General features: G+C 68.1%; 23 protein-coding genes and 1 pseudogene. 10 read left to right on the top strand and 14 right to left on the bottom strand.

Going from position 1 to position 25,623, the window contains the following annotated elements; translation table 11 throughout:
• The first annotated feature begins 5 nt into the window (after positions 1-5).
• Together ACQCSX_RS11695 and ACQCSX_RS11700 are read left to right on the top strand one after the other, a co-directional pair.
• A complete protein-coding gene (locus ACQCSX_RS11695) occupies positions 6-614 on the top strand; it encodes a TetR/AcrR family transcriptional regulator (protein ID WP_427015489.1) in 609 nt (202 codons plus the stop codon).
• An 81-nt stretch (positions 615-695) separates the two neighbouring features.
• Positions 696-1,136 carry a hypothetical protein gene (locus ACQCSX_RS11700; RefSeq protein ID WP_427015490.1) on the top strand — a complete coding sequence of 147 codons (441 nt, stop codon included), beginning with the start codon at positions 696-698 and terminating at the stop codon, positions 1,134-1,136.
• 72 nt (positions 1,137-1,208) lie between these two features.
• Here ACQCSX_RS11700 and paaZ read toward each other — a convergent pair whose 3' ends face one another.
• Positions 1,209-3,356, bottom strand: a complete 2,148-nt coding sequence (gene paaZ / locus ACQCSX_RS11705; protein WP_427015491.1) for a phenylacetic acid degradation bifunctional protein PaaZ — start codon at positions 3,354-3,356, stop codon at positions 1,209-1,211.
• 221 nt (positions 3,357-3,577) lie between these two features.
• Between paaZ and ACQCSX_RS11710 the strand changes: the two genes are divergently transcribed.
• Complete coding sequence (locus ACQCSX_RS11710) at positions 3,578-3,952, top strand: PaaI family thioesterase (protein WP_427019037.1); 375 nt, start codon at positions 3,578-3,580, stop codon at positions 3,950-3,952.
• A gap of 79 nt (positions 3,953-4,031) precedes the next feature.
• Here the strand turns inward: ACQCSX_RS11710 and ACQCSX_RS11715 are convergent, their stop codons facing one another.
• From ACQCSX_RS11715 to ACQCSX_RS11740, 6 genes are all read right to left on the bottom strand, one after another.
• The gene (locus tag ACQCSX_RS11715) at positions 4,032-4,730 is read right to left on the bottom strand and encodes a tyrosine-protein phosphatase (protein WP_427015492.1); all 699 of its coding nucleotides are present in this window, start codon (positions 4,728-4,730) and stop codon (positions 4,032-4,034) included.
• The gene (locus ACQCSX_RS11720) at positions 4,727-5,353 is read right to left on the bottom strand and encodes a GNAT family N-acetyltransferase (RefSeq protein ID WP_427015493.1); all 627 of its coding nucleotides are present in this window, start codon (positions 5,351-5,353) and stop codon (positions 4,727-4,729) included. The genes ACQCSX_RS11715 and ACQCSX_RS11720 overlap by 4 nt, the downstream gene beginning before the upstream one ends.
• A gap of 70 nt (positions 5,354-5,423) precedes the next feature.
• On the bottom strand, positions 5,424-7,172 hold the full coding sequence (locus ACQCSX_RS11725; protein ID WP_427015494.1) for a DUF222 domain-containing protein: 1,749 nt from the start codon (positions 7,170-7,172) through the stop codon (positions 5,424-5,426).
• Positions 7,173-7,507: 335 nt separating this feature from the next.
• The gene (locus tag ACQCSX_RS11730; RefSeq protein ID WP_427015495.1) at positions 7,508-8,368 is read right to left on the bottom strand and encodes a 3-hydroxyacyl-CoA dehydrogenase family protein; all 861 of its coding nucleotides are present in this window, start codon (positions 8,366-8,368) and stop codon (positions 7,508-7,510) included.
• 2 nt (positions 8,369-8,370) lie between these two features.
• Positions 8,371-9,156: an enoyl-CoA hydratase/isomerase family protein gene (locus ACQCSX_RS11735; RefSeq protein WP_427019038.1), complete on the bottom strand. Its 786-nt coding sequence runs from the start codon at positions 9,154-9,156 to the stop codon at positions 8,371-8,373.
• 80 nt (positions 9,157-9,236) lie between these two features.
• Positions 9,237-10,478 (bottom strand): thiolase family protein, encoded by a 1,242-nt coding sequence (locus ACQCSX_RS11740; RefSeq protein ID WP_427015496.1) that lies wholly within the window; start codon positions 10,476-10,478, stop codon positions 9,237-9,239.
• Between the two features lie 231 nt (positions 10,479-10,709).
• Here ACQCSX_RS11740 and ACQCSX_RS11745 point away from each other — a divergent pair.
• Positions 10,710-11,797: pseudogene (locus ACQCSX_RS11745) on the top strand (IS630 family transposase).
• Between the two features lie 29 nt (positions 11,798-11,826).
• On the opposite strand, the gene ACQCSX_RS11750 reads toward ACQCSX_RS11745, so the two are convergent.
• Both ACQCSX_RS11750 and ACQCSX_RS11755 read right to left on the bottom strand, forming a co-directional pair.
• Positions 11,827-13,299: an amino acid permease gene (locus tag ACQCSX_RS11750; RefSeq protein ID WP_427015497.1), complete on the bottom strand. Its 1,473-nt coding sequence runs from the start codon at positions 13,297-13,299 to the stop codon at positions 11,827-11,829.
• 115 nt (positions 13,300-13,414) lie between these two features.
• Positions 13,415-15,115 (bottom strand): ABC-F family ATP-binding cassette domain-containing protein, encoded by a 1,701-nt coding sequence (locus tag ACQCSX_RS11755; protein WP_427015498.1) that lies wholly within the window; start codon positions 15,113-15,115, stop codon positions 13,415-13,417.
• Between the two features lie 183 nt (positions 15,116-15,298).
• Here ACQCSX_RS11755 and ACQCSX_RS11760 point away from each other — a divergent pair, with 183 nt between their 5' ends.
• From ACQCSX_RS11760 to ACQCSX_RS11775, 4 genes are all read left to right on the top strand, one after another.
• Positions 15,299-15,736, top strand: coding sequence for a VOC family protein (locus ACQCSX_RS11760; protein WP_427015499.1), 438 nt, complete (start codon positions 15,299-15,301; stop codon positions 15,734-15,736).
• 443 nt (positions 15,737-16,179) lie between these two features.
• Positions 16,180-17,148, top strand: a complete 969-nt coding sequence (locus ACQCSX_RS11765) for a 1,4-dihydroxy-2-naphthoyl-CoA synthase (RefSeq protein WP_427015500.1) — start codon at positions 16,180-16,182, stop codon at positions 17,146-17,148.
• Positions 17,149-17,157: 9 nt separating this feature from the next.
• Positions 17,158-18,393: an o-succinylbenzoate--CoA ligase gene (menE, locus tag ACQCSX_RS11770; RefSeq protein WP_427015501.1), complete on the top strand. Its 1,236-nt coding sequence runs from the start codon at positions 17,158-17,160 to the stop codon at positions 18,391-18,393.
• A gap of 2 nt (positions 18,394-18,395) precedes the next feature.
• Positions 18,396-19,280: a 1,4-dihydroxy-2-naphthoate polyprenyltransferase gene (locus ACQCSX_RS11775; protein WP_427015502.1), complete on the top strand. Its 885-nt coding sequence runs from the start codon at positions 18,396-18,398 to the stop codon at positions 19,278-19,280.
• Here ACQCSX_RS11775 and ACQCSX_RS11780 read toward each other — a convergent pair.
• Both ACQCSX_RS11780 and ACQCSX_RS11785 read right to left on the bottom strand, forming a co-directional pair.
• Positions 19,277-19,930: a TIGR03085 family metal-binding protein gene (locus ACQCSX_RS11780; protein ID WP_427015503.1), complete on the bottom strand. Its 654-nt coding sequence runs from the start codon at positions 19,928-19,930 to the stop codon at positions 19,277-19,279. The genes ACQCSX_RS11775 and ACQCSX_RS11780 overlap by 4 nt on opposite strands.
• A 137-nt stretch (positions 19,931-20,067) precedes the next feature.
• Positions 20,068-20,460, bottom strand: a complete 393-nt coding sequence (locus ACQCSX_RS11785) for a DUF4229 domain-containing protein (RefSeq protein WP_427015504.1) — start codon at positions 20,458-20,460, stop codon at positions 20,068-20,070.
• Between the two features lie 73 nt (positions 20,461-20,533).
• Between ACQCSX_RS11785 and ACQCSX_RS11790 the strand changes: the two genes are divergently transcribed.
• Together ACQCSX_RS11790 and ACQCSX_RS11795 are read left to right on the top strand one after the other, a co-directional pair.
• Positions 20,534-20,947, top strand: a complete 414-nt coding sequence (locus ACQCSX_RS11790) for a PLDc N-terminal domain-containing protein (protein ID WP_427015505.1) — start codon at positions 20,534-20,536, stop codon at positions 20,945-20,947.
• 207 nt (positions 20,948-21,154) lie between these two features.
• Positions 21,155-21,998, top strand: a protein-coding gene (locus tag ACQCSX_RS11795) for an IS5 family transposase (protein ID WP_427018933.1) whose coding sequence is annotated in 2 segments (ribosomal slippage) — positions 21,155-21,460 and positions 21,462-21,998 — 843 coding nt in all. Because the reading frame shifts where the segments join, the coding sequence is not laid out codon by codon here.
• Here the strand turns inward: ACQCSX_RS11795 and ccsB are convergent.
• From ccsB to ACQCSX_RS11810, 3 genes are read right to left on the bottom strand one after another with little or no spacing between them, the layout of a single operon-like run.
• On the bottom strand, positions 21,995-23,107 hold the full coding sequence (gene ccsB, locus ACQCSX_RS11800) for a c-type cytochrome biogenesis protein CcsB (RefSeq protein ID WP_427015506.1): 1,113 nt from the start codon (positions 23,105-23,107) through the stop codon (positions 21,995-21,997). The two genes, ACQCSX_RS11795 and ccsB, sit on opposite strands and share 4 nt — an antisense overlap.
• A complete protein-coding gene (gene resB, locus ACQCSX_RS11805; protein ID WP_427015507.1) occupies positions 23,107-24,855 on the bottom strand; it encodes a cytochrome c biogenesis protein ResB in 1,749 nt (582 codons plus the stop codon). Before resB ends, ccsB begins: the two co-directional genes overlap by 1 nt.
• On the bottom strand, positions 24,855-25,610 hold the full coding sequence (locus tag ACQCSX_RS11810; RefSeq protein WP_427015508.1) for a cytochrome c biogenesis CcdA family protein: 756 nt from the start codon (positions 25,608-25,610) through the stop codon (positions 24,855-24,857). Before ACQCSX_RS11810 ends, resB begins: the two co-directional genes overlap by 1 nt.
• Positions 25,611-25,623 lie beyond the last annotated feature (13 nt).

Raw genomic sequence — 25,623 nt, forward strand, 5'->3', positions numbered from 1 at the left:
GGACCATGCCCACTTCCACCGCTTCACAGCCCACCACCAAGCGCGGCCGCCCCGGTTACGACCAGCAGTCGGTGCTCCGCATTGCCGTGGAAGTGTTCAACAAGCACGGCTACGAGGCCACCTCGATGGGCATCTTGGCGGAGAACCTGGGCATCTCCAAGTCCGCCATCTACCACCACGTCCCGTCCAAGGAAGATCTCCTCCGGCTGGCGTTGGAGGAGGCCCTGGGCGGGCTTGAGGGCGTGCTCACGCGCGACGGCGCCACCACCGGCCCATCGGACGCCCGGCTGGAATTCGTCCTCCGCGGCACCATCCACGTCCTGACGGACAAGCTGCCGTTCGTGACCTTGCTGCTGCGTCTGCGCGGCAACACCGCCATGGAGCGCGAGGCCCTCCTCCGCCGCCGCGCCTTCGACCGCACCATCGCCGCGCTGGTCTCCGACGCCCAGCAGGACGGTTCGCTGCGCACGGACATCGATCCCCGCACCATCACCCGGCTGCTCTTTGGCACCATCAACTCCATTGTCGAGTGGTACAAGCCCGGCGGGCCCATTTCCGCCACCGCACTGGCCGACGACGTCATCGCCATCGCGTTCCAGGGCCTGCACAAGTAGCCCTCCCGGTTCGCCCTGCCGATAGGATCGGTTTGTCTGCGCCCAAGAGTGGGTGCAACGCAACTGGACTTTGGGGGAACAGTGGACGATGCATGGGCAACCAGCACCATCCTGAGATCAACCGACCATCGGGACGACGCCGGAAGCGCCACCGCCGGGTACTCCGTCGGCGCCATTCCGGTCGCCTGCTCTCCGGCGGCCGCAGACCTCGACGCACGGCTGAAGACCGGATCCGCTGGATCCGTCACGTCCGCCGCACAATCGTCGACCAGCACACCGAAAGCCGTTGAGGAAAAGTTTGTGTCGGTCGATGGCGAACGTGCCATCCAGACCGCCTTCACCCTGACAGGCCATGGCATCGTGGTTAACGTCGTCGAGGCGACCTTGTTTAGCGGGCCCCATATCTATACGGTCATGGCGGTGAACCCGCCGCCCGGCAGCTGGGAGGGTTTCCTCGGTTCGTTCAAGGCCACGGCCGATCCGGCGCAGCTCCCCGAGTGCGAGCCCCCCACCACTTCCTGACCCACCCCGTTAAGCGCGGAACGGCGGCACCCGGGCATTCAAACCCGCCCAGGTTCCGCCGTCGCGCTTTAACTACTTGGCGTAGGTGGTGTCTTCCTTCTCCACCAGCGTCAGCACGTCATAGGTCGCCACGATCTCGCCGTCCTGGTTGTTGATGACGGCGTCCCAGCACACCTCGCCGTACTCGTCGGTGGTGCGCGGGGTGATCTTCTTGGCCGTCAGCGTCACGCGGATGGAATCCCCGGCCGCCACCGGCGTGATGAAGCGCAGGTTCTCCAGGCCATAGTTGGCCAGCACGGGACCCGGCGCGGGCTCCACGAACAGGCCCGCGGCCCAGGAAACCAGCAGGTAGCCGTGCGCCACGATGCCGGGGAAGAACGGGTTGCGCTCGGCGGCCTCGGCGTTGGTGTGGGCATAGAAGGTGTCGCCCGTGCTGTTGGCAAACGCCGTAATGTCCGCCAGCGTGACCTGGCGCAGCGGCGAGGCAAAGCCGTCGCCGATGGCCAGCTCGGCCAGGGACTTGCGGAAGGGGTGGACGACGCCGGCCGCCCCGCCAAACTCCGGATCCCCGGCCAGGCGCTGGTCGGCGCCCGTGTGCCAGACGCCGGTGACGGCCGTGAGCATATTGGGCGAACCCTGCACGGCCGTGCGCTGCATGTGGTGGAACACCGAGCGGATGCCGCCCAGCTCCTCGCCGCCGCCGGCGCGGCCCGGACCGCCATGGACCAGATGCGGCACGGGGGCACCGTGGCCCGTGGAGCTGCGCGCGTCCTCGCGGTTGAGCACCAGGACTCGACCGTGGTGGGAGGCAATGCCTGTGACCAGCTGGCGGGCAGTCTCGGGATCATTGGTGCATACGGACGCTACCAGGGAGCCCTCGCCCAGGGCGGCGAGCCGGACGGCCTCGCTGACATCGCCGTCGTGCGTCTCGTAGCCGATCACGCTCGACACCGGGCCGAACGCCTCCAGCGAGTGGACCTCCGACGCCTCGGCATCGGCCCAGCTCAGCAGCACCGGGGCCATGAACGCACCCTCGGCCGCCACGTCCACCGTGCCGTCGGCCCGGGTGACCCGCGGCGCATCCAGGGATCCGTACGCCAGCTCGCCGCCGGCGTCGAGCATGGTTTGCACGGCCGCACGGACATCGGCCAGCTGCTCCAGCGATGCCAGCGCGCCCATAGTGACGCCCTCGGCGCGGGGATCACCCAGCACCACGCGCTCGTCGATCCGCGCACCGATGGCGTCGATGACGGCCTGGCGGAGCTCGTTCGGGACGATGGTGCGGCGGATGGACGTGCACTTCTGCCCGGCCTTGACAGTCATTTCCGTGACCACTGACTTGATGAAGGCGTCGAATTCCGGCGTGCCGGGCACCGCGTCCGGGCCGAGGATGGCCGCGTTGAGCGAGTCGGTCTCGGAGGTGAACCGGACACCACCAAAGACCACATTCGGGTGGCTCTTGAGCGTGCGGGCCGTCGCGGCGGAACCGGTGAAGGAGACCATGTCGCGGTAGTCCAGCTCGTCCAGCAGCGTCCGGGCCGAGCCGGAAATCAGCTGCAGCGAACCGGCCGGCAGGATGTTGGACTCGACGATTTCCTTGACCATGGCCGCGGCGAGGTAGCCGCTGGGCGTGGCCGGCTTGACGATGGTCGGCACACCGGCGATGAACGCGGGGGCCAGCTTCTCCAGCATGCCCCAGACGGGGAAGTTGAAGGCGTTGATCTGCACGGCCACCCCGGGAATGCGGGTGAAGATGTGCTGGCCGATGAACGAGCCATCCTTGGACAGCACCTCCGCGGCACCATCCACCACCACGTTGGAGTTGGGGAGCTCGCGACGGCCCTTGGAACTGAAGGTGAACAGCACGCCGATGCCGCCGTCGATGTCCACCATGGAATCGATCTTGGTGGCACCCGTGCGGGCGGAGAGCTCGTAGAGCTCCTGGCGCCGGCCGTTGAGGTACTGGGCCAGCTCCTTGAGCTTCAGCGAGCGCTGGTGGAACGTCAGCTTGCCCAGCTCCCGCTGGCCCACCGTCCGCGCATGCTCCACCGCGGCGCCCAGGTCCAGCCCCTCCGTGCTGACCGTGGCCAGCACCTCCCCGGTGCTGGCATCGCGCACCGGAACCCCGGCGGCCACGCCTCCCGGCGTCCACCAGGAGTCCTGGATAAAGCTCGGGACAGTTTCAACATCACGTTCAACACCAAGAAGAGTCGGCGTCATTGTCGGTTTATCCTTTCAACCCACATCCGCCAACGCTCGGGCAGCGGAAAGACTTTAGCGATATACTGACCGTACGTTCAGTAATATGACCAGAGTACAGTACCTTCCGTATCTGCACACTGGAAACTTTCCACCCCACCTCAGCCCCGTCCCGAAGGAACACCGTGAGCGAAGCAGCGCACCAGCCCTGGAAGATCGTCCTCGGCGAGCTCGACGTCAAAATGGGCGTCCAGATCCTTGAGGAGTCAGCGCAGCGCGTGGTCGCCACCATGCCGGTGGAGGGCAACCGGCAATCGTTCGGGCTCCTGCACGGCGGGGCCTCCCTGGCCGTCGGCGAGGCCGTGGGCTCTTGGGCCGCCGTCATCCACGCCAGCACCTTGGGCAAGACCGCCGTGGGCGTGGACGTCTCCGCCACCCACCACAAATCCGCACGGTCCGGGCTGGTCACCATCACGGCCACCGCCATCCACCTCGGCGGCACCATGACCACGCACGAGGTCCTGCTGACCAACGAGGCGGGCGAGCGCCTGTGCACCATGCGCATCAGCAACCTGATCCTGGACAAGCCCAACCCCAAGGCGCATCTGGCACCCTGACCTCCGGTGGCCGGGCCCGTCAAAACCGGTGGTTGAGCCTGTCGAAACCCCGCGGACCCGGCGGCCGCACCCTATCCGGTTACGACCCGTCGGCCAGCCGCGCCTTCAGCCGCGCCACTTCCGCCGCAGCCAGCCCATTGGCCAGCAGGAACTCTTCCACATCCAGCGCATCGGCAAAGCGTTCCAGCGCGGCCAGCCTGCTCTGAAGCACCGGCGCCAGCTCCTCCTCGTCCAGATAGCGCTCGTGCGGGTGCTTCACCGGGCTGATCAGATGCCAGTCATTGATGCTTCGGGCCGAAAGCTCATAGTGGAGGGCGATCTGCGCGTCATCGGCACCGGCCAGGCGCAACAGCAGCGTGGCAATCAGCCCCGTCCGGTCCCGCCCTGCCGAGCAATGCACCACCACCTTGCCCTCGGCGGCAGCCAATTCCTTGAATACACCGGCCACAAGCCCGGGGAAGATCCGCACGTTGTCCGCATAGGACCGCGGGTGGTTCAGGTACGGCTTGCAGATCACCTTGAATTCCTCGTTCTCGGGGTTCTCCGTGGGGCAATGCACGACGGCGAAACGCGCCATGGCCGCCTCTCCCACCACCGGGTCCGTCGGGCGCCTAACCCGCTCCCCCTCGTTGCGGAGGTCGATGACTGTCCTGACGCCGTCGTCGTAGGCCTGCTGCCAACCCTTTTCCGTCAGCCACTCGCTGCGGCCCATCCGGTAGATGTCGCCGAGCAGCAACCGGGCATTGACGGCACCCTCCCAATACGGTTCCGCGCTCATGGGCGTGCCTTGGCCAGCCGGAGGTCCAGTCCGTTGCGGACCATGGGCCATTCCGAGGCGATGATGGAGAAAATGACGGTGTCCCGCAGCGAACCGTCCGGCATGCGAGTGTGCGAGCGGATCACGCCGTCCTGCTTGGCGCCCAAGCGTGCAATGGCGGTCCGTGACTGCTGGTTCATCCAGTGCGTGCGGAACTCCACCGCCTCGCAGCCGAGCACCTCAAAGGCATGGGCCAGCAGCAGGCGCTTGCTGTCGGGGTTGGTGCCCGTGCCCTGGACACTGGCCGCGTTCCACGTGTAGCCGACCTCCAGCCGGGGCAGGACGCGGTCGATGTTGCAGTAGCTGGTCATGCCGATGACCTTGCCCGGCGCGCCGGTTTCCGGATCATTCAACCGGGTGGCGAACGGCAGGAACGTGCCCGTTTCCTGCCGATCCAGCCGGTTCAGGATCTCGGCCATCATGTCTTCCGGCCGGGGCACCTGTGTGTACCAAAGGTTCCACAGCTCGCCGTCGCAGACGGCGTCAACAAGGCCATCGTGGTGCTCCTCGCTGAGCGGTTCCAGCGTGACGTACTTGCCGCGGAGCGTGATGGGTTCAATCGGTGCGTAGTCGGAGCGTGCCATGGATCCACCCTAATCGTCGGGACGGCGTCCCGCTTATGGTCCCTATGTCGATGGCGCACAGCCGCCCTGATTACCGCCGACTTGGCGGGTGTGGGGTGATGCGGATGGGCGAGGGGTCGTGGACGTGGTTGCGTCGGGGGCGCTGGAAGATGTCCAGGGCCATCGGCGGGATGAACCAGGGCCGGCCCTTGACCATGGTGGCCGCCCAGTCGGTGTGGTGGAGCAGGTGGTGGTGGAAGCTGCACAGCAGCACGCAGTTGGCCAGGGAGGTTTCCCCGCCCTCGATCCAGGGCACGATGTGGTGGGCCTCGGTCCACTGCAGGGGCAGGGTGCAGCCCGGGAACGCGCAGCCGTGGTCCCTGATGACCAGGGCCTTGCGCAGCGGTGGCGGGACGAGGCGCTGGCTGCGTCCGACGTCCAGGATTTCCCCGGCCGCGCCCAGCACGGCGGGGATGATGTCCGCGTCGCAGGCGGCCTGCCGGATCGAAGCGATGGACGTGGATCCAGCGTGGGGCAGCAGGGCGTTGCCGAGCCCGGCGGTGAGTTCGGCCAGGGTCATGGTGATGAACAGTTGCGGGCGCAGCCCGCCATTGTCGGGCAGGGTGTCGGTGCGGGAGGCGAGCTTCACGCAGTCCAAGAGGGTGTGCAGCAGGGCCTGGGGGCGGGGCCGGCGGTCCTTCACGGCCTGGTCGCCACCGCACCCGTCCGGGTCTTCGCCGGCGTCCTGGGTTTCGTGGCTGGAGTCCACCACCCCCGGTGCGGCTGCGGCGTGACCTTCGCCTCTTGGTGTTGCTCCCGCAGTGCCACCCGCTTCGGGATCCCTGGCCCAGTCGGGCATCGATCCGGCGGGGGACTCAAGGGAGTCGAACAATGATGGATCCCCGGTACGGGCCGCATCGCTGGTCATGCCGTCCGCGGTCCCGCCCGCGGGGCTGGTGCCGCGGGTCTGACGCGGGTTGGTGCCGGTGCCGATCGCGGCCATGAGCTCCTCGTAGTCCGGGACGGTCAGGTGCCCAGTGAAGGAGACCAGGCCCCGGCGCGGGCGGGCGAACCGGATGCCTTCCTTGGCCAGCAGCTCGGCCTCGGTGGGTTGCTGCCCGTCCGGGTCCAGCAGGTTGATGGTCCGGTGCGCGCACTCCCTGAGCAGTTCGGGCCGCTCCGCCACCGCCAGGGCCGTCAGCGCCGTTTCGACCTTGCGCACGTCGTGCAGGGTGATCCGGCCGCCGTCGGCCAGGTGCGAGGCCTGGGCGGTGTAGGAGGAGACGACCAGTGCGGCCTCCTGGGAACACCGCCCGGACAGGACCGCTTCGGCCAGAGCCGGCAGGCGGGCCGGGATGGTGCGGGCGCTGATCGGGTCGAGCACGGGCAGCAGGTCCCCGGCCAAAGAGATGCGGTGGGCCGCCTCCCGGCCGGAGATCTGCAGGGTCTCGGCGAGCATTGCGATCGGGTTCGCGGCACCGGTGGCCCGGTACCGGCCGGCCCGGGTGCGGGCGGCGAGTTCCCCGGCGTACTGGAGTTGCAGGGCGCCCAGGTGGCGGGCGAGGGATTCGAGCTGGGCGGCCCTGGTGGCCAGTTGCACGTCCGTCTGCGCGGCCAGGCCGAGCGCGGCGGGGCCGAACCCGGCGGGACCGGCGTGGGCGGCGGCGGCCAGAGCGAGGCGGAGCACGGCGTGCAAGTGGAAGTCCGCGGCATCCGCTGCGGGTGGACCACCACCTGGACAGGAGCCGGCCTGGCCCGGGCGGGCGCTGGCACTGACAGCGGCGTCCGCTGCCTCGGTGCCCTGTCCACGCCCTTGGGCGGTGCCGTCAAACCAATCCATACACATATTCTAATTGTTTCGAAAAGCAGGGAACAGAGGCAGAACTAAATGAAATCAATCTGTGGATAAAAGGGCGCCTGGAGGTGCCTGTGCAGGAAACAAGGGCCATTGATTGTGCTTTATACCGGGCCCGCGGGATTGTCGCGAAGATGGCAGGGCAAATTCCGTGGGTCCGGTCTCGACAAGCCCGACCAGCGGGGTGGGACCGGCCTCGCCGGCCCCGGCCACCGCCGTCGGGTGCGGGAGGTCTCGGCTTCGCTCGACCACCAGGGGCGGCCGGATCTCGACAAGCTCGATCACCGGGGGCAAGCTCGTCCAGCGGGACGGGCAATCAGCTACGCCCAGTCATAAAACCCTTTTCCGCTTTTCCGGCCCAATTCACCGCGGGCCACTTTATCGCGCAATATCTGCGGCGGCGCAAAACGCTCGCCCAGCGTGGAATGCAAATACGCGGCAATTCCCAGCCGCACATCCAGCCCCACAATGTCGGTGGTCTTCAACGGCCCGGTGGGGTGCTTGTAGCCGAGCACCATGGCGTTGTCGATGTCCTCGGCGGACGCCACACCCTCCTCCACCATGCGCATGGCCTCCAGCGCGATGGCCACCCCCAGCCGGGAGGAGGCGAACCCCGGCGCGTCGTTCACGACGACGGCGGTCTTGCCCAGCCCGGCCACCCAGCCGCGTGCGGAATCCACCAGCGCCGGCAGGGTCTGCTTGGCGATGACCACCTCGATCAGCGTGGACGCCGGGACCGGGTTGAAGAAGTGCAGGCCAATGAAGTTCTGCGGGCGCTCCAGCTCGGCCGCCAGCCCGGACATCGACAGCGAGGACGTGTTGGACGCCAGGAAGGCCGACGGTGCCAAGTGCTTCTCCACCCCCTGCAGCGAGGACACCTTCAGGTCCCAGATCTCCGGGACCGCCTCCACCACCAGGTCCCGGTCGGCAAAGCCGGCGTAATCGGTGGACACGGTCAGCCGGGATACGAAGGACGAGACACTGCCGGTCAACCCGCGCTCCACGGACTTGGCCACCGCGGACTCCACCCGTTCGCGCGCGCCGGCGGCGGCGTCGTCGTCGCGCTCCACCACCAGCACATCGCAGCCGTTGACCAGGAAGGCGTGCGCAATCCCGGCGCCCATCCGGCCGCCGCCCAGGACACCCACGCGGCGGGGCAAGGAGGGAACAACATCATCCATGGTCACTTCTTCTTCCGGTCGTGCTTCTTGTCGAGAAAGTCCTGCATGCGGTCAAACTTGGCCTGGGATTCAAAGAGCATCCCCTGGGCCAGGGTGTCGATCATGGGGTGGGCCGAGCGCGGGGCGTGGAACACCGCCTTGGAAATCCGCACGGCCAGCGGATCCTGCGCGGCAATCCTGTCGGCCAGGGCGTTGGCGGCGGCCAGCAGCTCCGTGGACGGCACCAGCTCGGTGATGAGCCCGACGCGCAGGCAGTCCTCGCCGCGAAGGATCTTGCCGGCCAGCAGGATCTCCTTGGCCACGGCTTCCCCCACCAATTCCTTGAGCCGCCAGGTGGCACCGGCGGCGGCCATGATGCCCAGCCCGGTTTCCGGGTTGCCCATCCGCAGCTCGGGCGTGCCGAGCCGGAAGTCCGCGGCATAGGCCAGCTCGGCGCCGCCGCCCAGCGCGTAGCCGTCCAGCGCGGCAATCACGGGCATGGGCAGCTTGGCGATGCGGTCGAAGATGCCGGAGTTGATGCCCGCCAAGGCATCGTCGCGGCGGCGTTCGCGCAGCTGGGCGATGTCGGCGCCGGAGGCGAAAATCCCCTTGGCCCCCGTGGACAGATCGCCCGGCGCCCCGGAAATGATCAGGATCTTGGGCGCGGATTCCAGGTACGCGCACACCAGGTGGAGCTCGTCCACCATGGCCTGGTCGATGGCGTTGCGCACGGCGGGCCGGTTGAGCTGCACGGACACGCGGTCCGCGCCCTCGGCGACCAGCAGCGTGCCGAAACCGTCCACCGGCAGGCGCGCACCGCCGTCGTCCGCCAACTGCGCGTCGTCCGCCAACTGCCCGGCGTCGTCGGTCAAGTCGGCCACGCCAGCCACTAGACCCCCTCCAGCAGCAGCGCGGCGCCCTGTCCGACGCCCACGCACATGGTGGCCAGGCCCAGCTTGCGCCCCGCGCCGCCGCCCAGGGCCTCCATCCGGGACATCAGCGTGATGGCGATCCGCGAACCGGAGGAGCCCAGCGGGTGCCCCAGCGCGATGGCGCCGCCCCAGGTGTTCACGATCTCCGGGTCGATCCCGAGCTCGCGCATGCTGGCCAGTGACTGGGAGGCAAAGGCCTCGTTGAGTTCGACGGCGGCCAGCTCGCCCACGCTGATGCCCTGGCGCTCCAGCACCTTGCGGGAGGACGGCACCGGGCCCATCCCCATGATCTCCGGCGCCAGGCCGGCGGAGGCGCCGTCCAGCACACGGGCGCGCGGGGTGAGTCCGTACTTGGCGATGGCCCGTTCGGAGGCGACGACGACGGCGGAGGCGCCGTCGTTGAGCGAGGAGGCGTTGCCCGCGGTGACCACGGAGCCGCCTTTGACCACGGGGCGCAGGCCCGAGAGCACGTCCATGGTGGTGCCGGCGCGGGGACCCTCGTCCGTGTCGACGAGGGTGTCGCCCTTGCGGCCCTTGACGGTCACCGGAACGATCTCGCGGGCGAAATTGCCGGCGGCGATGGCGGCCAGTGCCAGCTCGTGGGAGCGGACGGCGAAGGCGTCGCAGTCCTCGCGGGAGGTGCCGTAGACGCGGGCCACTTCCTCAGCGGTTTCAGGCATCGAATAGGTGGCCTTGCCGCCGCGGGAGTACTCGCCGGAGAGGAAGGCGGGGTTGGGGAAGCGCCAGCCGATGGAGGTGTCGTAGGACTCCCCCGGCTTGGCAAAGGCCTTCTCCGGCTTGGCCATCACCCACGGCGCCCGCGACATGGACTCCACGCCACCGGCCACCACAATGTCGGCGGCACCGGCCTTGATCATGTGGGAGGCCATGGTGATGGCGCTCATGCCCGACGCGCACAGCCGGTTCACGGTGATGCCGGGGACGGAGTCGGGGAATCCGGCCAGCAGCCACGCCATCCGGGCCACGTTGCGGTTCTCCTCACCGGCACCGTTGGCGTTGCCGAAGATGACCTCGTCGACGTCGGCCGGGTCGACTCCGGCGCGCAGCACGGCATCCCGGACGGTCAGGGCGGCGAGGTCGTCCGGGCGGACACTGGAGAGGGCACCGCCGTAGCGGCCCACCGGCGTGCGGACACCGCCCACCAGGAAGGCTTGTGGAGAGGAAGATTCAGCGGCCATGCGAACACCCTTCAAACGATTCGTAAGGCGGGCACCATCGTCCCGCCGCACCCCGGCCGCCAATTTACCGACCGTTCGTTCTATAAATATTCCATGCCGGCGCCGGGCCGGTCAACCACCACGCCAACTGAGTAACAGTTATCGCACGCTCCGAGCCTCGGAACGTGCGATAACTGTCACCTAGTGGTGTGTCTCCAAAATAGTTAATGACTTTGGGTTTAGGCTGGGATCATGTCGAATCCAGCACCCGCCCTGGCCCTTACCGACGCCCAGCGCACCGTCCTGGAAGCGCTGGCCGCATCCCAGGTGGCCTCCCACCGGGAGGTGCAGCGGGCGCAGGTTCTGCTGATGGCCGCCGAGGGCCTGGCCAACGAGTGGATCGCCCGGGTGGTGGGCATCACCCCGGGCACGGTGCGCTCCTGGCGTACCCGCTTCGCCGAGGAAGGCCTGACCAAGCTCGGGAAGGTGCGTGGCGGGCGGGGACGCAAACCGGTGATCCCGCAGTCGACGATCGACGAAATCGTTGAGCTGACACAGAACTCAAAGCCTGAGGGACACACGCATGGTCGGTGCGCACCATGGCCGCGAAGACCGGGGTCTCCCCGGCGCAGGTGCAACGCATCTGGTCTGCCCGCGGGTTGAAACCGCATCTGGTGAAGACCTTCAAACTCTCCACGGACCCGAAGTTCGAGGAAAAGCTCATCGACGTGTGCGGACTGTATTTGAACCCACCGGAGAACGCGATCGTGTTCTGCATGGACGAGAAGACCTCCATCCAGGCCCTGGACCGCTCCCAGCCGTCGTTGCCGATGACCAGGGGGCGGGCCGGGACGATGACCCACGACTACAAGCGCAACGGAACCACCACGCTCTTCGCGGCCCTGGAGGTCGCAACCGGAAAGGTCATCGGCTCCTGCGTTCCCAAGCACCGCCACGATGAATTCCTGGTGTTCCTGAAAACCATTGAAAAGGAAGTCCCGGCCGGCCTTCAGATCCACCTGGTCATCGACAACTACGCGACGCACAAGCATGCGAACGTGAAGGCGTGGCTGGCCAAACACCCACGGTTCCACCTGCATTTCACCCCGACCTCATCCTCGTGGTTGAACCTGGTGGAGCGGTGGTTCAGGGAGTTGACGGAGAAGGCGCTACGCCGTGGGGTCTTTCATTCAGTGCCTGATTTGATTGCGAAGATCGAGGAATACATCGAGGTGAACAATGCCGACCCGAAGCCTTTGGTGTGGACCGCGGATGCGGAGTCGATCCTGGAAAAAGTGGCTCGTGGCCGGGTTGCGCTCCAAGCCGTCAAGCAAAACTGAGACACTACACTAGTTGGGCGGGCGGAAGACTAGCTGAAGAGCTCGCTCTTGGGCTCGTTGTTCTTGACCTTCTGCCAGCCGAGCCAAAGCACGACGGCGAAGAACGGGATGGTGGCAAGCGTCCACAGACCCAACAGGAAGACCTCGCCGGTGGCCTTGTCGGTCATGGTGTCGAAGCCGATCAGCACGGTGATGGCCAGCAGCGCAATCAGTCCCACCCAGCTGGTCCACGGGGATCCCGGCATGGGCAGCGAGGACACGTTGCCCTTCTTCTTGCGCAGCATGATCTGGCTGGCAAAGATGGACCCCCAGGTGAAGATCACGCCGATGGAGGCCGTGTTCAGCGCCAGGTCGAAGGCGTGCGAGCCACCCAGCCAGATGTTGAGCAGAATGCCCACCAGGTACACCGCGGCGATGCTCAGGATGGCGGCGTAGGGCACGTAGCGGGAAGACATCTTCGTCAACCACTGCGGCGCGTGGCCGTTGTTGGCCATGGTGCGGAAAATGCGGCCAATCGAGTACAAGCCGGAATTGCAGGAGGACAGGGCCGCGGTGATGACCACAAAGTTCATCACCGAACCCACCCAGCCCAGACCCATCGCGCCGAACACGGTCACGAACGGGCTCTCGCCGGACTTGTAGTGGTCCGAGGGCATCAGCATGGCCAGCAGAGTCACCGAGCCAACGTAGAAGACCACAATGCGGACGACGACGGCGCGGATCGCCTTGGGCACCTCGCGGGCCGGGTCCTGCATTTCGCCGGCGGTGATGCCGACCAGTTCGATGGCGTTGTAGGCGAAGATCACCGCGTTCAGCACCAGGATCATCACCAGGCCGCCCTTGGGGAACATGCCGCCTTCAGCACTGAAGAGGTTGCCCACCGAGGCGTGGCGGTCGCCCACCTGGGCGTTGGTGACCACCATGAAGGTGCCCACCGCCAGGAAGGCCACAATGGCTCCCACCTTCAGGCACGAGGCCCAGAACTCAAACTCGCCAAAGGCCTTGACGCTGAGCAGGTTCACGGCCACCAGGAGCACCAGCGCGCAGATGGCGCTGGCTTCCACGGGGACGCCGGGGAAGAAAAATTGGAAGTACAGGCCAATGGCAATGAGCTCGGCAATGCCCGTCATGGCCCAGTTGATGAAATACATCCAGCCGGAGAGGAAGGCGCCCTTCTTGCCGAAGAGCTCGCCCGCATAGGAGACGAAGGAACCGGAGGTCTGCCGGTACATGATCAATTCACCCAGGGCACGCATCAGCAGGTAGGCGATCACACCGGCGATGGCGTAGGAGAACACCAGTGCGGGGCCGGTGGAGGCCAGCCGTCCGCCGGCGCCCATGAACAGGCCGACGCCGATGGCGCCACCCATGGCAATCATCGTGACATGGCGGCGGGAGAGGGTGCGCTTGTAGCCCTCCGCTGTGATGGAGCCCGAATCAAGATCGGCGGCGTTGCCGAGATCGGTGCCCTTGGACAGTTGGTCAGTCGACGGTTGGCTCATGCAAAATCCTTAGATCGTGGGGCGGCCCGCCGCGTCCAACCGCCTTCGTAGGGCAGAGCGACCGTTCGGTGGGCCGCGTCTACTTTACCCCTTTAATTCGGCGTCGTGCTCCGCATCACACCGTACTGGCCGGTACGGCGTCCGGGATCAGGGACCCTGATTGAAGCTCCACGAGCCGTGCCCCGCCCTGCCCGTCGAACCAACGGCGGAGCGCACGATCGTGGCTGACCAGCACCAATGCTCCGTCGAAGTCGGCAAGCGCCTGCTCCAATTCGCCCACCAACAGCGGGGCCAGGTGGTTGGTGGGCTCGTCCATTAGGATGGTGTCGTGTTCGACGGCGAGCAGCCTGGCCAGCGCAAGACGCCGGCGCTGGCCGGCGGACATCGAGCCGACCGGCAGGTGGAAATCGCTCGTCTTGAACAGGCCTAGGCGGAGCAGCCTGTCCGCCAGCTCATCGATGTCCCCCACCATGCCCGCCAGGAAGGCCGGCAGCAGCCGCTGGTGCGGATGGGCCGGGGCATGCAGCTCCTGCGGCAGGTATCCCACGGCACCGATCCGCTGGACGGATCCGCTGTCCGGCGTCGCGGCCCCGGCCAGCACGTCCAACAGGGTCGATTTGCCGGCGCCGTTGGGTCCGGCAACCATCACCTTTTCCCCGGGGCGGACCTCGAAGAAGGGTACATGCAGCCGCCGCGCCACGGATACGTCGCGGGCCTGGATGGAAAACTCCCGGGCAACCACCCGCGGGCCCGCGGCGGATCCTGCTTCGGGTCCTGCTTCAGGCCCGGTTTCGGCTCCACCGCCGGAGCCGCTGCCGGGAACGGAGAGGTGCAGCGGCTCGGGCGGGCGCGGCACGGGGTTTTCCTCAAGCCGCCGCACCCGCTCCTGGGCGTTGCGGACCCTGGACGCCGCAGCCTTTTCCCAGGTGCCGGCCTTGAATCCGAAGGCCATCTTGTCCCCATCGCGGCGGCGGCCGTAGCCCAGCTTCGTCCTGATGGTCTCCGCCTGCAGGCGCTCGGCCGCCAGCTCATCCTGCCACTGCTGGTAGTCCTGCTCCCAGCGGGCCCGTGCGGCGGCCTTTTCACCCAAATAGCCCAGGTAGCCGTTGCCGAAGCGCTCCACGGAGCAGGTGTCGCCGTCGACCTCGATCACCGTGGTGGCCACGCGCAGCAGGAACGTGCGGTCGTGCGTGACGGCAACCACCGTGCCGCGGTGCGCGGCAAGGCGGGCCTCCAGCCAATCGGCGGCGTCCGCGTCCAAATGGTTGGTGGGCTCGTCCAGCAGCATGATGGGCGGCGGATCCGCCAACAGCGCGGCCAGGGCCAGGCGCTGCCGTTCACCGCCGGAGAGGGAGTCCAGCGGCCGCGTCCTGTCCAGACCTTCCAGACCCAGATGCCCCAGGGCGGAATCCAGGCGGGCGTCCACGGAGTAGCCCTCGCGCAGCGCAAACTCATCCTGCAGCGAGCCGTACTCTTCACCAACGTCGGCGCCGGCCGCGAGCGCGTCGGCTGCCGCGCGCAGACGCGCCTCAAGGTCGCGGAAGTCCGCCAGGGCGTTGTCGATGAAGTCCGCGATGGTGGATCCGAGCGGTGCCTCGGGGACCTGGGCCAGGTACGCCACGGGTCCCTCAACGATGACGGAGCCGCCGTCGGGCTCCTCCAGGCCGGCCATCAGGCGCAGCAGGGTGGACTTGCCGGCACCGTTCTCGCCGATGATGGCGACGTGTTCGCCGGGCGCGATGTCCAGCTCGACGCGGTCCAACAGCAGGCGGTCGGCATAGCCGTGCGAGAGGCGTTCAAGTGAAAGATGTGTCATGGCATGTCCTTGGGCCGTGGTGGCCAGTGAGGTGGTTTCGGCATCGCCCGGCGGGCACACTCGTGGGTGCAGGCGGGCGGATCGGGCGAAAGCGCGTCACATCTTCACCCCTCCAGACTCGCGCACGGCCCCAAACGCGTCAAGTTCTTCCCTCCCGGCCGGGTCGTTGGGCAGACTGTGGGGATGGCGTATTCCCTGCAGATTGTCGTTGATTCAGTCAATTCCCACGGGCAGGCCGATTGGTGGGCCGAGACGCTGGACTGGGCCGTGGAGCCCACGGACGAGGCCTTCATCCGCTCGATGGTGGCCCAAGGGTTCGCCACCGAGGCGGACACCCTGGTGCACAACGGTGCGCTCGTCTGGAAGGACGGGGCCGCCATCCGCCCCCGGGACCAGCTGGGCAGCAACGGCCGCGAGCGGATCCTCTTCCAGTCGGCACCGGAGGGCAAGACCGTCAAGAACCGGGTGCACTGGGATGTCAGGCTCGACGGCGGCGACAAGGACGAGGTGTGTGCGGCCCTTCAGGCGCGCGGAGCCACCTTCCTGTGGACGGCCAGCCAAGGGCCACACAGCTGGCACACCATGGCCGATCCCGAAGGCAATGAGTTCTGCATTTCCTAAGCTTCGGCACCGGGTCTCGACAGGCTCGACCACCGGACTTGGCGATCGACCGAGGCCGCTTGCGGCCGCGCGGAGATCCCGGCGCGGGCCCAGATAGTCCCCGGCCACCGCCGTCGCGAATTCATGGCGCACATAACGTGGTCTTGCCGCGGCCAAGGCCACCGGATCCGCGCCATGGATTCAGCCGCCGGTCCCGCCGCAGCGTTATGCGAGCAGCGGGAGCGATTGGGGAGCTTGCGAGCCGTGGGAGGGCCTGGGTGGGCCCACAGCCGCGAGGACCCCACGGGGAGCTTGCGAGCCGTGGGAGGGCCTGGGTGGGCCCACAGCCGCGAGGGCCCCACGGGGAGCTTGCGAGCCGTGGGAGGGACTGGGTGGGCCCACAGCCGCGAGGGCCCCACGGGGAGCTTGCGAGCCGTGGGAGCGGCTGGGGATAAACTCGTTGCGTGAGCACAACTAACCCCGCAGCGGGCGTCCCGGCCAAGGTTTCCGACATTTTCGACCCGCAGCGGTGGCGGCTTGTGGGCGGCTTCGAGGCGCTCGAGGACATCTCCTACCACCGCGCCGTGGAGCGCGACGACGCCGGCGCCATTGTGCGCGACCTCCCCACAGTGCGCATCGCCTTCAACCGGCCCGAGGTCCGCAATGCCTTCCGCCCCGGCACCGTGGACGAGCTCTACCGCACCATGGACCACGCACGGATGACCCCGGATGTCGCCACCGTGCTGCTCACCGGCAACGGCCCCTCCCCCAAGGACGGTGGCCATTCCTTCTGCTCGGGCGGCGACCAGCGCATCCGCGGCCGCGATGGCTACAAATATGCCGACGGCGAGACCACCGAAACGATCGACCCCGCCCGGGCCGGACGCCTGCACATCCTGGAGGTGCAGCGCCTGATGCGCACCATGCCCAAGGTGGTTGTCGCCGTCGTCAATGGCTGGGCGGCCGGCGGCGGGCACAGCCTGCACGTGGTGGCGGACCTGACCATCGCCTCGCGCGAGCACGGCAAGTTCAAGCAGACGGACGCCACGGTGGGCAGCTTCGACGCCGGCTACGGCTCCGCTCTGCTGGCCCGCCAGATCGGCCAGAAGGCCGCCCGCGAGATCTTCTTCCTGGCGCGCGAATATTCCGCCGACGACATGTACCGGATGGGCGCCGTCAACGAGGTGGTGGCCCATGCCGAACTGGAGAACACCGCGCTGGAGTACGCCGCGGACATCGCCCGCCAGTCCCCGCAGGCCATCCGCATGCTCAAGTTCGCCTTCAACCTGGCCGACGACGGTTTGGCCGGCCAGCAGGTCTTTGCCGGCGAGGCCACGCGCCTTGCCTATATGACGGATGAGGCGGTGGAGGGCAAGGAGGCCTTCCTCGAAAAGCGCGATCCCGATTGGTCCTCCTTCCCCTACTACTACTAGGCGCCGAGCATGAATCTTGAGAATGTACTGAAGGCGCTGGCCGACGCCCTGGCCGGCGAGGGCCCTGCCGTCCAGCTGCAGCCCGGCGACGGTCCCGGCGCCGAACCCATCATGACGCTGATTCCGCAGGAGGACCTGGCGCTGGGCTTCGGCGGAACCCTCGACGGCGAGATTGCCGCCGTCGTGGCCACCTCCGGCTCCACCGGGACGCCCAAGCGGACGCTGCTCGGCGTCGAGGCCCTGGCCGCCTCCTCCGTGGGCACGGCCATCGCGCTCGGCGGCGAGGGGCAGTGGCTGCTGGCACTGCCCGTGCACTATGTGGCGGGCCTGCAGGTGCTGGTGCGCTCGCTCTTTGCCGGCACCCGGCCCTGGGCCATGGATCTGAGCCGCGGCTTCACGCCGGAGGCCTTCACCGCGGCCGCGGGCGAGCTCACGGACAACATCCGCTACACCTCCCTGGTGCCCACGCAGCTTGCCCGGCTGCTGGACAACCCCTCCGCCGAGACGCTGGCCGTGCTGCGCCGCTTCAATGCCGTGCTGCTGGGCGGTGCCCCCGCCAGCCGCGCCCTGCTGGATGCGGTCCGCGATGCCGGGGTCCGCGTGGTGACCACCTACGGCATGAGCGAGACCTGTGGCGGCTGCGTGTACGACGGCGTTCCGCTGGAGGGCGTGCAGGTTGCGGTCCGCGATGGCCGGGTCTGGCTGGGCGGGGACGTCCTGGCCAGCGGCTACCTGAGCGCGCCGACACTGACCGCTGCCTCCTTCACCACCGACGGTCCCGGTTCGGCTGGTTCCGGTGAAGATCCGGTGCGCTGGTACCAGACCGGGGATCTGGGCGAGCTCGACGCCGAGGGCCGGCTCACGGTGCTGGGCCGGGTGGACGATGTCATTATCACCGGCGGGCTCAAGGTATCTGCCCATGTGGTGGCCGAGGCCTTGGAGGCCCTTCCCGGCGTCCGCGCGGCGTTCGTGGCCGGCGTGCCGGATGAGCAGTGGGGCCAGCGCGTGGCCGCCGCCATCGCCGTCGACGGCGCGTCGGAGACGACCTATGCCGCCACCAAGTCCGCCATCAAGACCGCCGCCGCCAAAGTTCTCGATGCACACGCCGTGCCCAAGACGCTCCTGGTGCTCGATGCCCTGCCGCTGCTGGCCAGCGGCAAAGCGGACCGGACCGTCCTGGGCACATTGCTGGCCGCCGAGTCGGCCTTCGACACCGCCGTTCCCGACACCGCCGAAGGAGCCTAGCCGTGGCCACTGCCGGTCAATGGATCCAGGGTGCGCGCCTGCGGACGCTGCCGATTGCCATCGCCCCCGTGGTGATTGGAACGGCCGCCGCCTACGACCTGGGCGGCTTCCACTTGTTGAACGCCATCCTGGCCACCGTCGTCGCGCTGTTCATGCAGATTGGCGTGAACTACGCCAACGACTACTCCGACGGCATCCGCGGCACGGACGAGGTCCGGGTGGGCCCGCTGCGGCTGGTGGGCTCCGGCGTCGCGAAGCCTCAGCAGGTCAAGCTGGCCGCCTTCGCCTCGTTTGGCGTGGCCATGCTGGCCGGGCTCGCCCTGGTGGTGCTGAGCCAAACCTGGTGGCTGCTGCTGGTGGGCATCGGCTGTGTGCTGGCCGCCTGGGGGTACACCGGCGGCAAGAACCCGTACGGCTACATGGGCCTGGGCGACGTCTTTGTGTTTGTCTTCTTTGGCCCGGTGGCGACGCTGGGCACCACCTACACGCAGGCTGGGCAGATCAGCCCGGCCGCGGTCGTGGGCTCCATCGGCACCGGGCTCATCGCCTGTGCACTGCTGATGGCCAACAACGTCCGCGACATCCCCACGGACACCGAGGTGGGCAAGCGGACCCTGGCCGTGCGGCTGGGCGACAAGCGGGCGCGGCTGAGCTACGTGCTGATGCTGGCGGTGGCCATCCTGCTGGTGCTGGTCCTGGTGCCGGCCAAGGGCTGGATGCTGCTGGTCCTGCTGCTGATCCCGGCGTGCCTGATGCCCAGCTGGCTGGTGCTCAAGGGCAAGAAGCGCAAGAGCCTGATCCCGGTGCTGAAGCAGACGGGCCTGATCAATCTGGGCTACGCCGGCCTCTTCGCCGCCGGGCTGGTGCTGACGGTTGTAACGCGCTAAAGCCGGCCCGGCAGCCGGCCGGTCCAGTCCTCAAAGCGGGCGACGGCGGCAGGGGCACCTTCGACGTCGATCAGGGCCGCCCTGCGCCGGCCCGAGGCGGCGAGGACCAGCTCCACGACACCGCCGGAGACCGCCACCGTGTCCTCCCCCTTGCGGACCAGCCGGCGTTCCCCGCCCGGGACCACCAGCACCACGCCCACGGGGCTGGTGCGGAAGGCCCTGCGGGCCAGGAACGGCAGGGTGCGCCAGAGCGCCTGCAGCTGCCCCTGAGGCAGTTCCCGCGGCGCCACAGGGGCCGGTCCGCCGCGGCGCAGGTCCTCGTGGTGGAGGGTGTATTCGAGCACCTGGCCGGCATCGCCCAACCAGCTGAACGGATTCAGCGCGGACGTGCCGCCGGCAAAGCGTTGGAGCAGCTCCGCATAGCCTTCGGCCGTCCGGGCCTGCCCGCAGAGCCGGCCCAGATGGCGCTCCTGGCCCGGCTGCGCCCGCCGGAGGGCATCGGCCGCCCGGAGCCAGGGTGTGTGCTCGCGCTGGACCAGATGGGCCAGCAGGCGTCTGGCGTCCCACCCCGTGCACAGTGTTGGTGCATCGGGATCCGCCCAGCGGAAGGATTCCACCAGGGCCGCCCGTTCAATCTCGCCCCATGCCATGGCGTGCCCCTGCCTCGATCGCCGCTGTTGACTTCTCGCAATCCACCCCGTGGCGGGGCGGAGCGGGATGGGATGCCGGCACGTGCGGCGAGGGGCCGCTGCGCCCCTGCACCCCCGGTGCCTGCTGGCCCGTGCGCCTACTGGCCGAGGAACTCGCGGGGCACCTGTGCGGCATCCGCGGCCGGCGCCGCAGTGCCCATTGTGGGGGCCGTGTTCCTGGAGGCTGCATTCCTGGGGGCGGCGTCGGCGTCGATGGCCACGCCCGGATTGCTGTCAACCAGGGCATCCTCGGCGTCGGCGTCGGCCAGCTCGGTGGCGCTGCGCACGGGCTTGGCGTTGCCGGAGAAGCGGTGGCGCAGCTGCTCCGTGGCGGCATCGCGCTGCTTGCGGAAGAACAGGTAGCTCAGGCAGAACGCGATGATGGCGGCGAAGACGACGGCCAAGATGGGGCCTAGGCCCAAAAACAGGAAGAGCACGAACAGCGGCACGAAGAGCGCCGCACGGATCAGGAAGTACTTGAAAAAGGCCACACTCCCAGTTTACCGGCTGAACCTGAGCGCCCGCCGATGGGGCCGGGGATGGGCACCGGCGATAGAATTAGGCATGGTTTTCCGATACCTTCTGGTCATCTTTTTGGTGGCCCTGTACATCTACTGGCTGATCGATTGCCTGCGCAGCGACCCGGCGGATGTCCGCAGCGTGCCCAAGCCCGTGTGGCTGGTGGTGGTCGTTCTGCTGCCCGTCATCGGATGGGCCCTCTGGTACTTGCTGGGCCGGCCGCAATACGCGGACACGGCCCCCGCCGGCGGCCCGGGCCGGCTGGGCCCCTTGACCGGCGGCCGCGGCCCCGGACCCGTGGCGCCCGACGACGATCCCGAGTTCCTGCGCAACCTGGCCGTCCGGCGCCACCAGCAGGAAGAAGCCGAGCGGCTGCGCAAGCTCAAGGCGGAGCTGGACGCCCGCGAGGCCAAGCTGCGCGAGCAGCACCCCGACGCCGGCGCCGGCCCGAAGAACTAGGCAGCCAGGCAGGCCCCCCACAACTGAGGCGCGGCAACTGCTGAAAATCCGCGGATTTTCAGCAGTTGCCGCGCCTCAGTTGTATGAGCGGGAGCGTGTGCTAGGGTGTGTCTCCTAATCAGTGGTTTTGCGGTTTGGCATGATTGATGGGTGCCTTCTCGCTATTCCGTGTTGTCCGATGCCCAGTGGGAGTCCATTGCCCCGTTGATGCCCGATTCGTCGGGGAAACCGGGCCGACCCTTCAACGACCACCGGCTGATGACCGAGGGCATCATCTACCGCTACCGGGCAGGGATCCCATGGCGTGATCTCCCTGCCTATTTCGGGTCGTGGAAGACCGTGTGGAAGCACCACCGCCGCAACGCCGCCAACGGGACCTGGGACAAGGTCCTGGCGGCGTTGCTGACCCGCGCGGACACGGCCGGGCTGATCAACTGGGAGGTCTCGATCGACTCCACGGTCAACCGTGCCCACCAGCACGGCACGAACCTGCCCCGCCACACAGGGGGACCTGTCGAATTACAGGAATCTGCTCGACGAGCCTGAGGACCATGCCATCGGCCGGTCCCGCGGCGGGCTGACCACCAAGATCCACGCCCTGGTGGATGGCAACATGCGTCCCCTGGTCCTGCTGCTGGGGCCGGGCCAGGGCGGGGACTCGCCGATGTTTGAGAACCTCATGGAGGCCCTGAAGGTAGAAAGGCCCGGTCCCGGCCGGGCCCGCACCCGCCCGGACCGGGCCATGGCCGACAAGGCCTATTCCTCCAAAGCAATCCGGGCGTACCTGCGCGGGCGGGGCATCGAGTGCGTTATCCCGGAAAAGGACGACCAGAAGGCCAACCGGAAACGCAAGGGCTCCGCCGGGGGACGCCCCGTCAGATACGACAGGGACGCCTACAAACGGCGCAATGTGGTCGAGCGCAGCTTCAACACCCTCAAGCAATGGCGGTCCCTGGCCACCCGCTACGACAAACTGGCCCTCACCTACCGCTCAGCGGCCGTCCTGCACGCCGTCGTCATCTGGAGCGCCGCATTGGGAGACACGCCCTAGTTCCCGACGCCGGCGTAGGAGTGCAGGCCGGAGAAGTAGATGTTCACGATGGTGAAGTTGAAGATCACGCACAGGTAGCCCACGATCGACAGCCAGGCCGCGCGCGTGCCGGTCCAGCCGCGGGTGGCGCGGGCGTGCAGGTAGCCGGCGTAGACCACCCAGATGACAAACGTCCACACTTCCTTGGTGTCCCAGCCCCAGAAGCGGCCCCAGGCCTTTTCGGCCCAGATGGCGCCGAACATCAGGGTCAGCGTCCAGCCCACGAAGGCGATGGCGTTGATCCGGTAGGACATGTTCTCCAGGCTGAGCGCGGTGGGCACCAGGCGCATGAACGTCAGCTTGTCCGCCTTGCCGGTGGCCAGGGAGGCCTCGCGGCGGGACTGCACCAGCTGGAGCACCGACATGGCGAAGGTCAGCGTGAACAGGGCCGAGGACATGACGGCGATGGAGACGTGGATGACCAGCCAGTAGCTCTGCAGTGCCGGCACCAGGTGCCCGGCGGGGGTCCAGAAGGCCACCGAGGCGGCTGTCAGCATGATCAGGACCAGTCCGACGACGAACGTGCCCAGGAAGCGCAGGTCGCGGCGGGTGAGCACCAGCAGGAACACCGCGGCAACCACAAAGCCGCCGGTGCTGCAGAACTCGTACATATTGCCCCACGGCACGCGCCCCACGGCGATGCCGCGGGAAAGCACCCCGGCGCCATGGATGACGGCGGCCAGCGCGGTCAGGGCCACTGCCACGCGGGCGGCCACGCGGCGCTCGGCACCGTAGCGCATGGAATCGCCGGCCGTCTGGGCCTCGACGGCACCGGCGGTGCCGTGCAGCTTGCTGCTCGGACGCTGGACGCGGCCCTCGGGCCCCTCCAGCGCAGCCTCCTCCAGCCCGGCGTCGTCCGCACGGGCAACGTCGTCGTCAGCGCCGGCACCCACGCGGGCGGGCACCTTCCGGGCGGCGGCCTGCGTGCTGGCGGCCAGCACGGCCTTGGTGGTCTTGGAAAAGCTGACCAGGTCCCAGGCGAAGGCAATGAACGCCACCGCATAGGCCAGGGCGGCCAGGAACATGAACCGTTCGCTGAATTCAGCCATGGTCAGATTGATAGCCGGCATTACTGGTCCTTACTTACCGTGGTGCTGCCATGCGCAGCCGTGGAGGTTGTTGGGTTGTCCCCTGTGCCATTGTCCGCTCCAGCTGTGCCCGGCACCAACCACTTGGCCCGCAGGGCCTTGCCCAGGGCCGTGGATTCGCCGGCCAGCCGGTGGTCCTCGCCGCGGGCCAGCAGCCCATATTCGACCATGGTCCGCCCGTCGGGGTGGTTGCCGGTGCGCACCCAGACGCGGCGCCGGTTGAAGAAGAGCGAGGCCATCAGGCCCAGCAGGGCCAGGACGCTGAAGACCAGCACCATCCCCTGGCCCGGGTCGTGGCGGATGTCCAGGGCGACGTAGCGCTTGATCCCGTCGAAGCTGATGCTGCCCTTGCCCTCGGGCAGCGTGTACGAGCCGCCCGGGGCCAGCACGATGCCGCCCGTGGCCAGATCGCGCCCGTTGAGCTGCGTCAGCCCCTTGGTGTCGAGGGTGAAGACGTTCTTCGGCACGCCCTTGTCCAGGCCCAGGTCGCCGTAGAAGGAGTTCAGGTTCAGCTGCGGGTTGAACGGGTCGGGGTCGGAGCCGAAGGCCACGCCCTTCTCGTCCACCAGCGCCGTCGGCAGGAAGAAGCCCACAAAACCCAGCTGGCTCGGCTTGGCGTCGGGGGCCTTGATCACCAGCAGCGAGGTGTAGGCGCCGTCGGTGGGGACGGAGACCACGGGTCCCTGGAAGGCGACCTTGCCGTCGCCGTCCTTGACGGTGACCACGGGGGCATAGCCGTTGCCGACCAGGTACAGGTTGGTGCCGCCCAGGGCGACGGGGTCGTTGACCTTCAGCGTCTGCGTCTGGGCCGGCGACGACGGCGAATCCTTGGTGGTCAGCGTTGCGTTGAAGTCCAGCGGCTGGCCGTAGTGGGCCTTGGATTCGCGGTCGAACTTGACCTCGAACTTGTCCAGCTGGACCGAGTACGGCGCCAGCTGGGTGGAATCGAAATTGGCGCCCGGGCTGAACGTGTCGTAGCCCACCAGGGTGTTGACGAACGTCTCGCCCTCCACCAGCACCCGCTGGCCGCTGTAGCCGAAGAGGCCGCTCACGGCCACTGCCACCAGCACGCCGATCAGGGAGGTGTGGAACACCAGGTTCCCGACCTCCTTGAGGAAGCCGCGCTCGGCCCCCACCGAGGGCCGGGCGCCGTCGGTGTCGCCGACCTCCACCCGGTAGCCGCGCGACTTGAGCACCGTGGCGGCGTCGCGGACGGCGGCCTGGGCGTCGATGCCGGCGTCCGCGGGGATCTCCACTGTGCCGTACTCGGGCAGCCGGGAGAGCCGCTTGGGGGTGCGCGGCGGCGCCGAGCGGATGGCCTTGAAGTGGATCTTGGCGCGCGGAACCACGCAGCCGATCAGCGAGGTGAACAGCAGCAGGTAGATGGCCGCAAACCAAGGCGAGGAGTAGACGTCAAAGAGCTTGAACCAGTCCAGGACGGGCCCGGTGCCGGGGTTGTCCTGCAGGTACTTGGTGACGTTGGACGGGTTGGAGGAGCGCTGCGGGAACAGGGACCCCGGCACCGCTGCCACAGCCAGCAGGAGCAGCAGGAACAGCGCGGAGCGCATGCTGGTCAGCTGGCGCCAGGCCCAGCGCAGGGTGCCTACAAAGCCCAGCTTGGGCAGCACGACGTCGTCGGTGCCTGTCGGCGTGGCGTCCGTGCGCCCGGCTGTGCCGGCGGCGGTGTCTTCGCTTTTCTTCTCCACTGGGGAGGACCCGTTCTTTCTCATCAGATTGGCATTTTCACTTCATTGGCGAACCAAAACTGGAGCTCGTTGATCCAGATGCCCCAGAGCCCGGTGACCATCAGCAGGCCCAGGACAATCAGCAGCCCGCCGCCGAAGAACTGCAGGCCGCGGCGGTGCGTGCGGAAGAAGGCCAGGGCGCCCAGTCCGCGCCGCACGCCCAGGGCGATCAGCAGGAACGGCAGGCCCAAGCCCAGGCAGTAGACAAAGGTCAGCACGGCACCCTTGGCCGCGCTGGAGCCGTCGGAGAAGGCCAGCGCCTGCACCGCGCCCAGCGTCGGGCCGGTGCACGGCGCCCAGCCCAGGCCGAAAGTCACGCCCAGCACCGGGGCGCCCCAGAGGCCGGCGGGGGGCTTGGCATGGACCTTGGCCTCGCCCTGGAACCAGCCCAGGCCACCGAGGAAGATGATGCCCAGGACAATCACGACGGCGCCCAGCACCTGGGTGACCCAGGCGGCGTCGGGCCCCTTGAGCCAGGCCCCGAGCTGGCCGAACACCGCGCCGATGAGCATGAACACCACGGAGAAGCCGAGCACGAACAGCCCGATGCCGGCCAGCATCCGCCCGCGCCGCTGCTTCTCCAGGTCGACGCCGGTCAGGCCGCTGACGTAGCCCAGGTAGCCGGGCACCAGCGGCAGGATGCAGGGGCTCAGGAAGGAGACCAGCCCGGCGAGCAGGGCCACGGGCATGGCCAGCAGCATGGAGCCGCTGAGCACGGTTTCGGCGAAGGGATTGTTCACGGCTGCACGGCGC

Origin of the sequence: Pseudarthrobacter sp. P1 (assembly GCF_050156935.1) — a bacterium.
Taxonomy (GTDB): domain Bacteria; phylum Actinomycetota; class Actinomycetes; order Actinomycetales; family Micrococcaceae; genus Specibacter.

Excerpts from the sequence above, each read along its gene's own strand:
- ACQCSX_RS11695 (WP_427015489.1), top strand. The coding sequence starts at position 6 with ATGCCCACTTCCACCGCTTCACAGCCCACCACCAAGCGCGGCCGCCCC.
- paaZ (WP_427015491.1), bottom strand. The coding sequence starts at position 3,356 with ATGACGCCGACTCTTCTTGGTGTTGAACGTGATGTTGAAACTGTCCCG.
- ACQCSX_RS11710 (WP_427019037.1), top strand. The coding sequence starts at position 3,578 with ATGGGCGTCCAGATCCTTGAGGAGTCAGCGCAGCGCGTGGTCGCCACC.
- ACQCSX_RS11715 (WP_427015492.1), bottom strand. The coding sequence starts at position 4,730 with ATGAGCGCGGAACCGTATTGGGAGGGTGCCGTCAATGCCCGGTTGCTG.
- ACQCSX_RS11720 (WP_427015493.1), bottom strand. The coding sequence starts at position 5,353 with ATGGCACGCTCCGACTACGCACCGATTGAACCCATCACGCTCCGCGGC.
- ACQCSX_RS11725 (WP_427015494.1), bottom strand. The coding sequence starts at position 7,172 with ATGGATTGGTTTGACGGCACCGCCCAAGGGCGTGGACAGGGCACCGAG.
- ACQCSX_RS11730 (WP_427015495.1), bottom strand. The coding sequence starts at position 8,368 with ATGGATGATGTTGTTCCCTCCTTGCCCCGCCGCGTGGGTGTCCTGGGC.
- ACQCSX_RS11740 (WP_427015496.1), bottom strand. The coding sequence starts at position 10,478 with ATGGCCGCTGAATCTTCCTCTCCACAAGCCTTCCTGGTGGGCGGTGTC.
- ACQCSX_RS11750 (WP_427015497.1), bottom strand. The coding sequence starts at position 13,299 with ATGAGCCAACCGTCGACTGACCAACTGTCCAAGGGCACCGATCTCGGC.
- ACQCSX_RS11755 (WP_427015498.1), bottom strand. The coding sequence starts at position 15,115 with ATGACACATCTTTCACTTGAACGCCTCTCGCACGGCTATGCCGACCGC.
- ACQCSX_RS11760 (WP_427015499.1), top strand. The coding sequence starts at position 15,299 with ATGGCGTATTCCCTGCAGATTGTCGTTGATTCAGTCAATTCCCACGGG.
- menE (WP_427015501.1), top strand. The coding sequence starts at position 17,158 with ATGAATCTTGAGAATGTACTGAAGGCGCTGGCCGACGCCCTGGCCGGC.
- ACQCSX_RS11780 (WP_427015503.1), bottom strand. The coding sequence starts at position 19,930 with ATGGCATGGGGCGAGATTGAACGGGCGGCCCTGGTGGAATCCTTCCGC.
- ACQCSX_RS11790 (WP_427015505.1), top strand. The coding sequence starts at position 20,534 with ATGGTTTTCCGATACCTTCTGGTCATCTTTTTGGTGGCCCTGTACATC.
- ccsB (WP_427015506.1), bottom strand. The coding sequence starts at position 23,107 with ATGCCGGCTATCAATCTGACCATGGCTGAATTCAGCGAACGGTTCATG.
- resB (WP_427015507.1), bottom strand. The coding sequence starts at position 24,855 with ATGAGAAAGAACGGGTCCTCCCCAGTGGAGAAGAAAAGCGAAGACACC.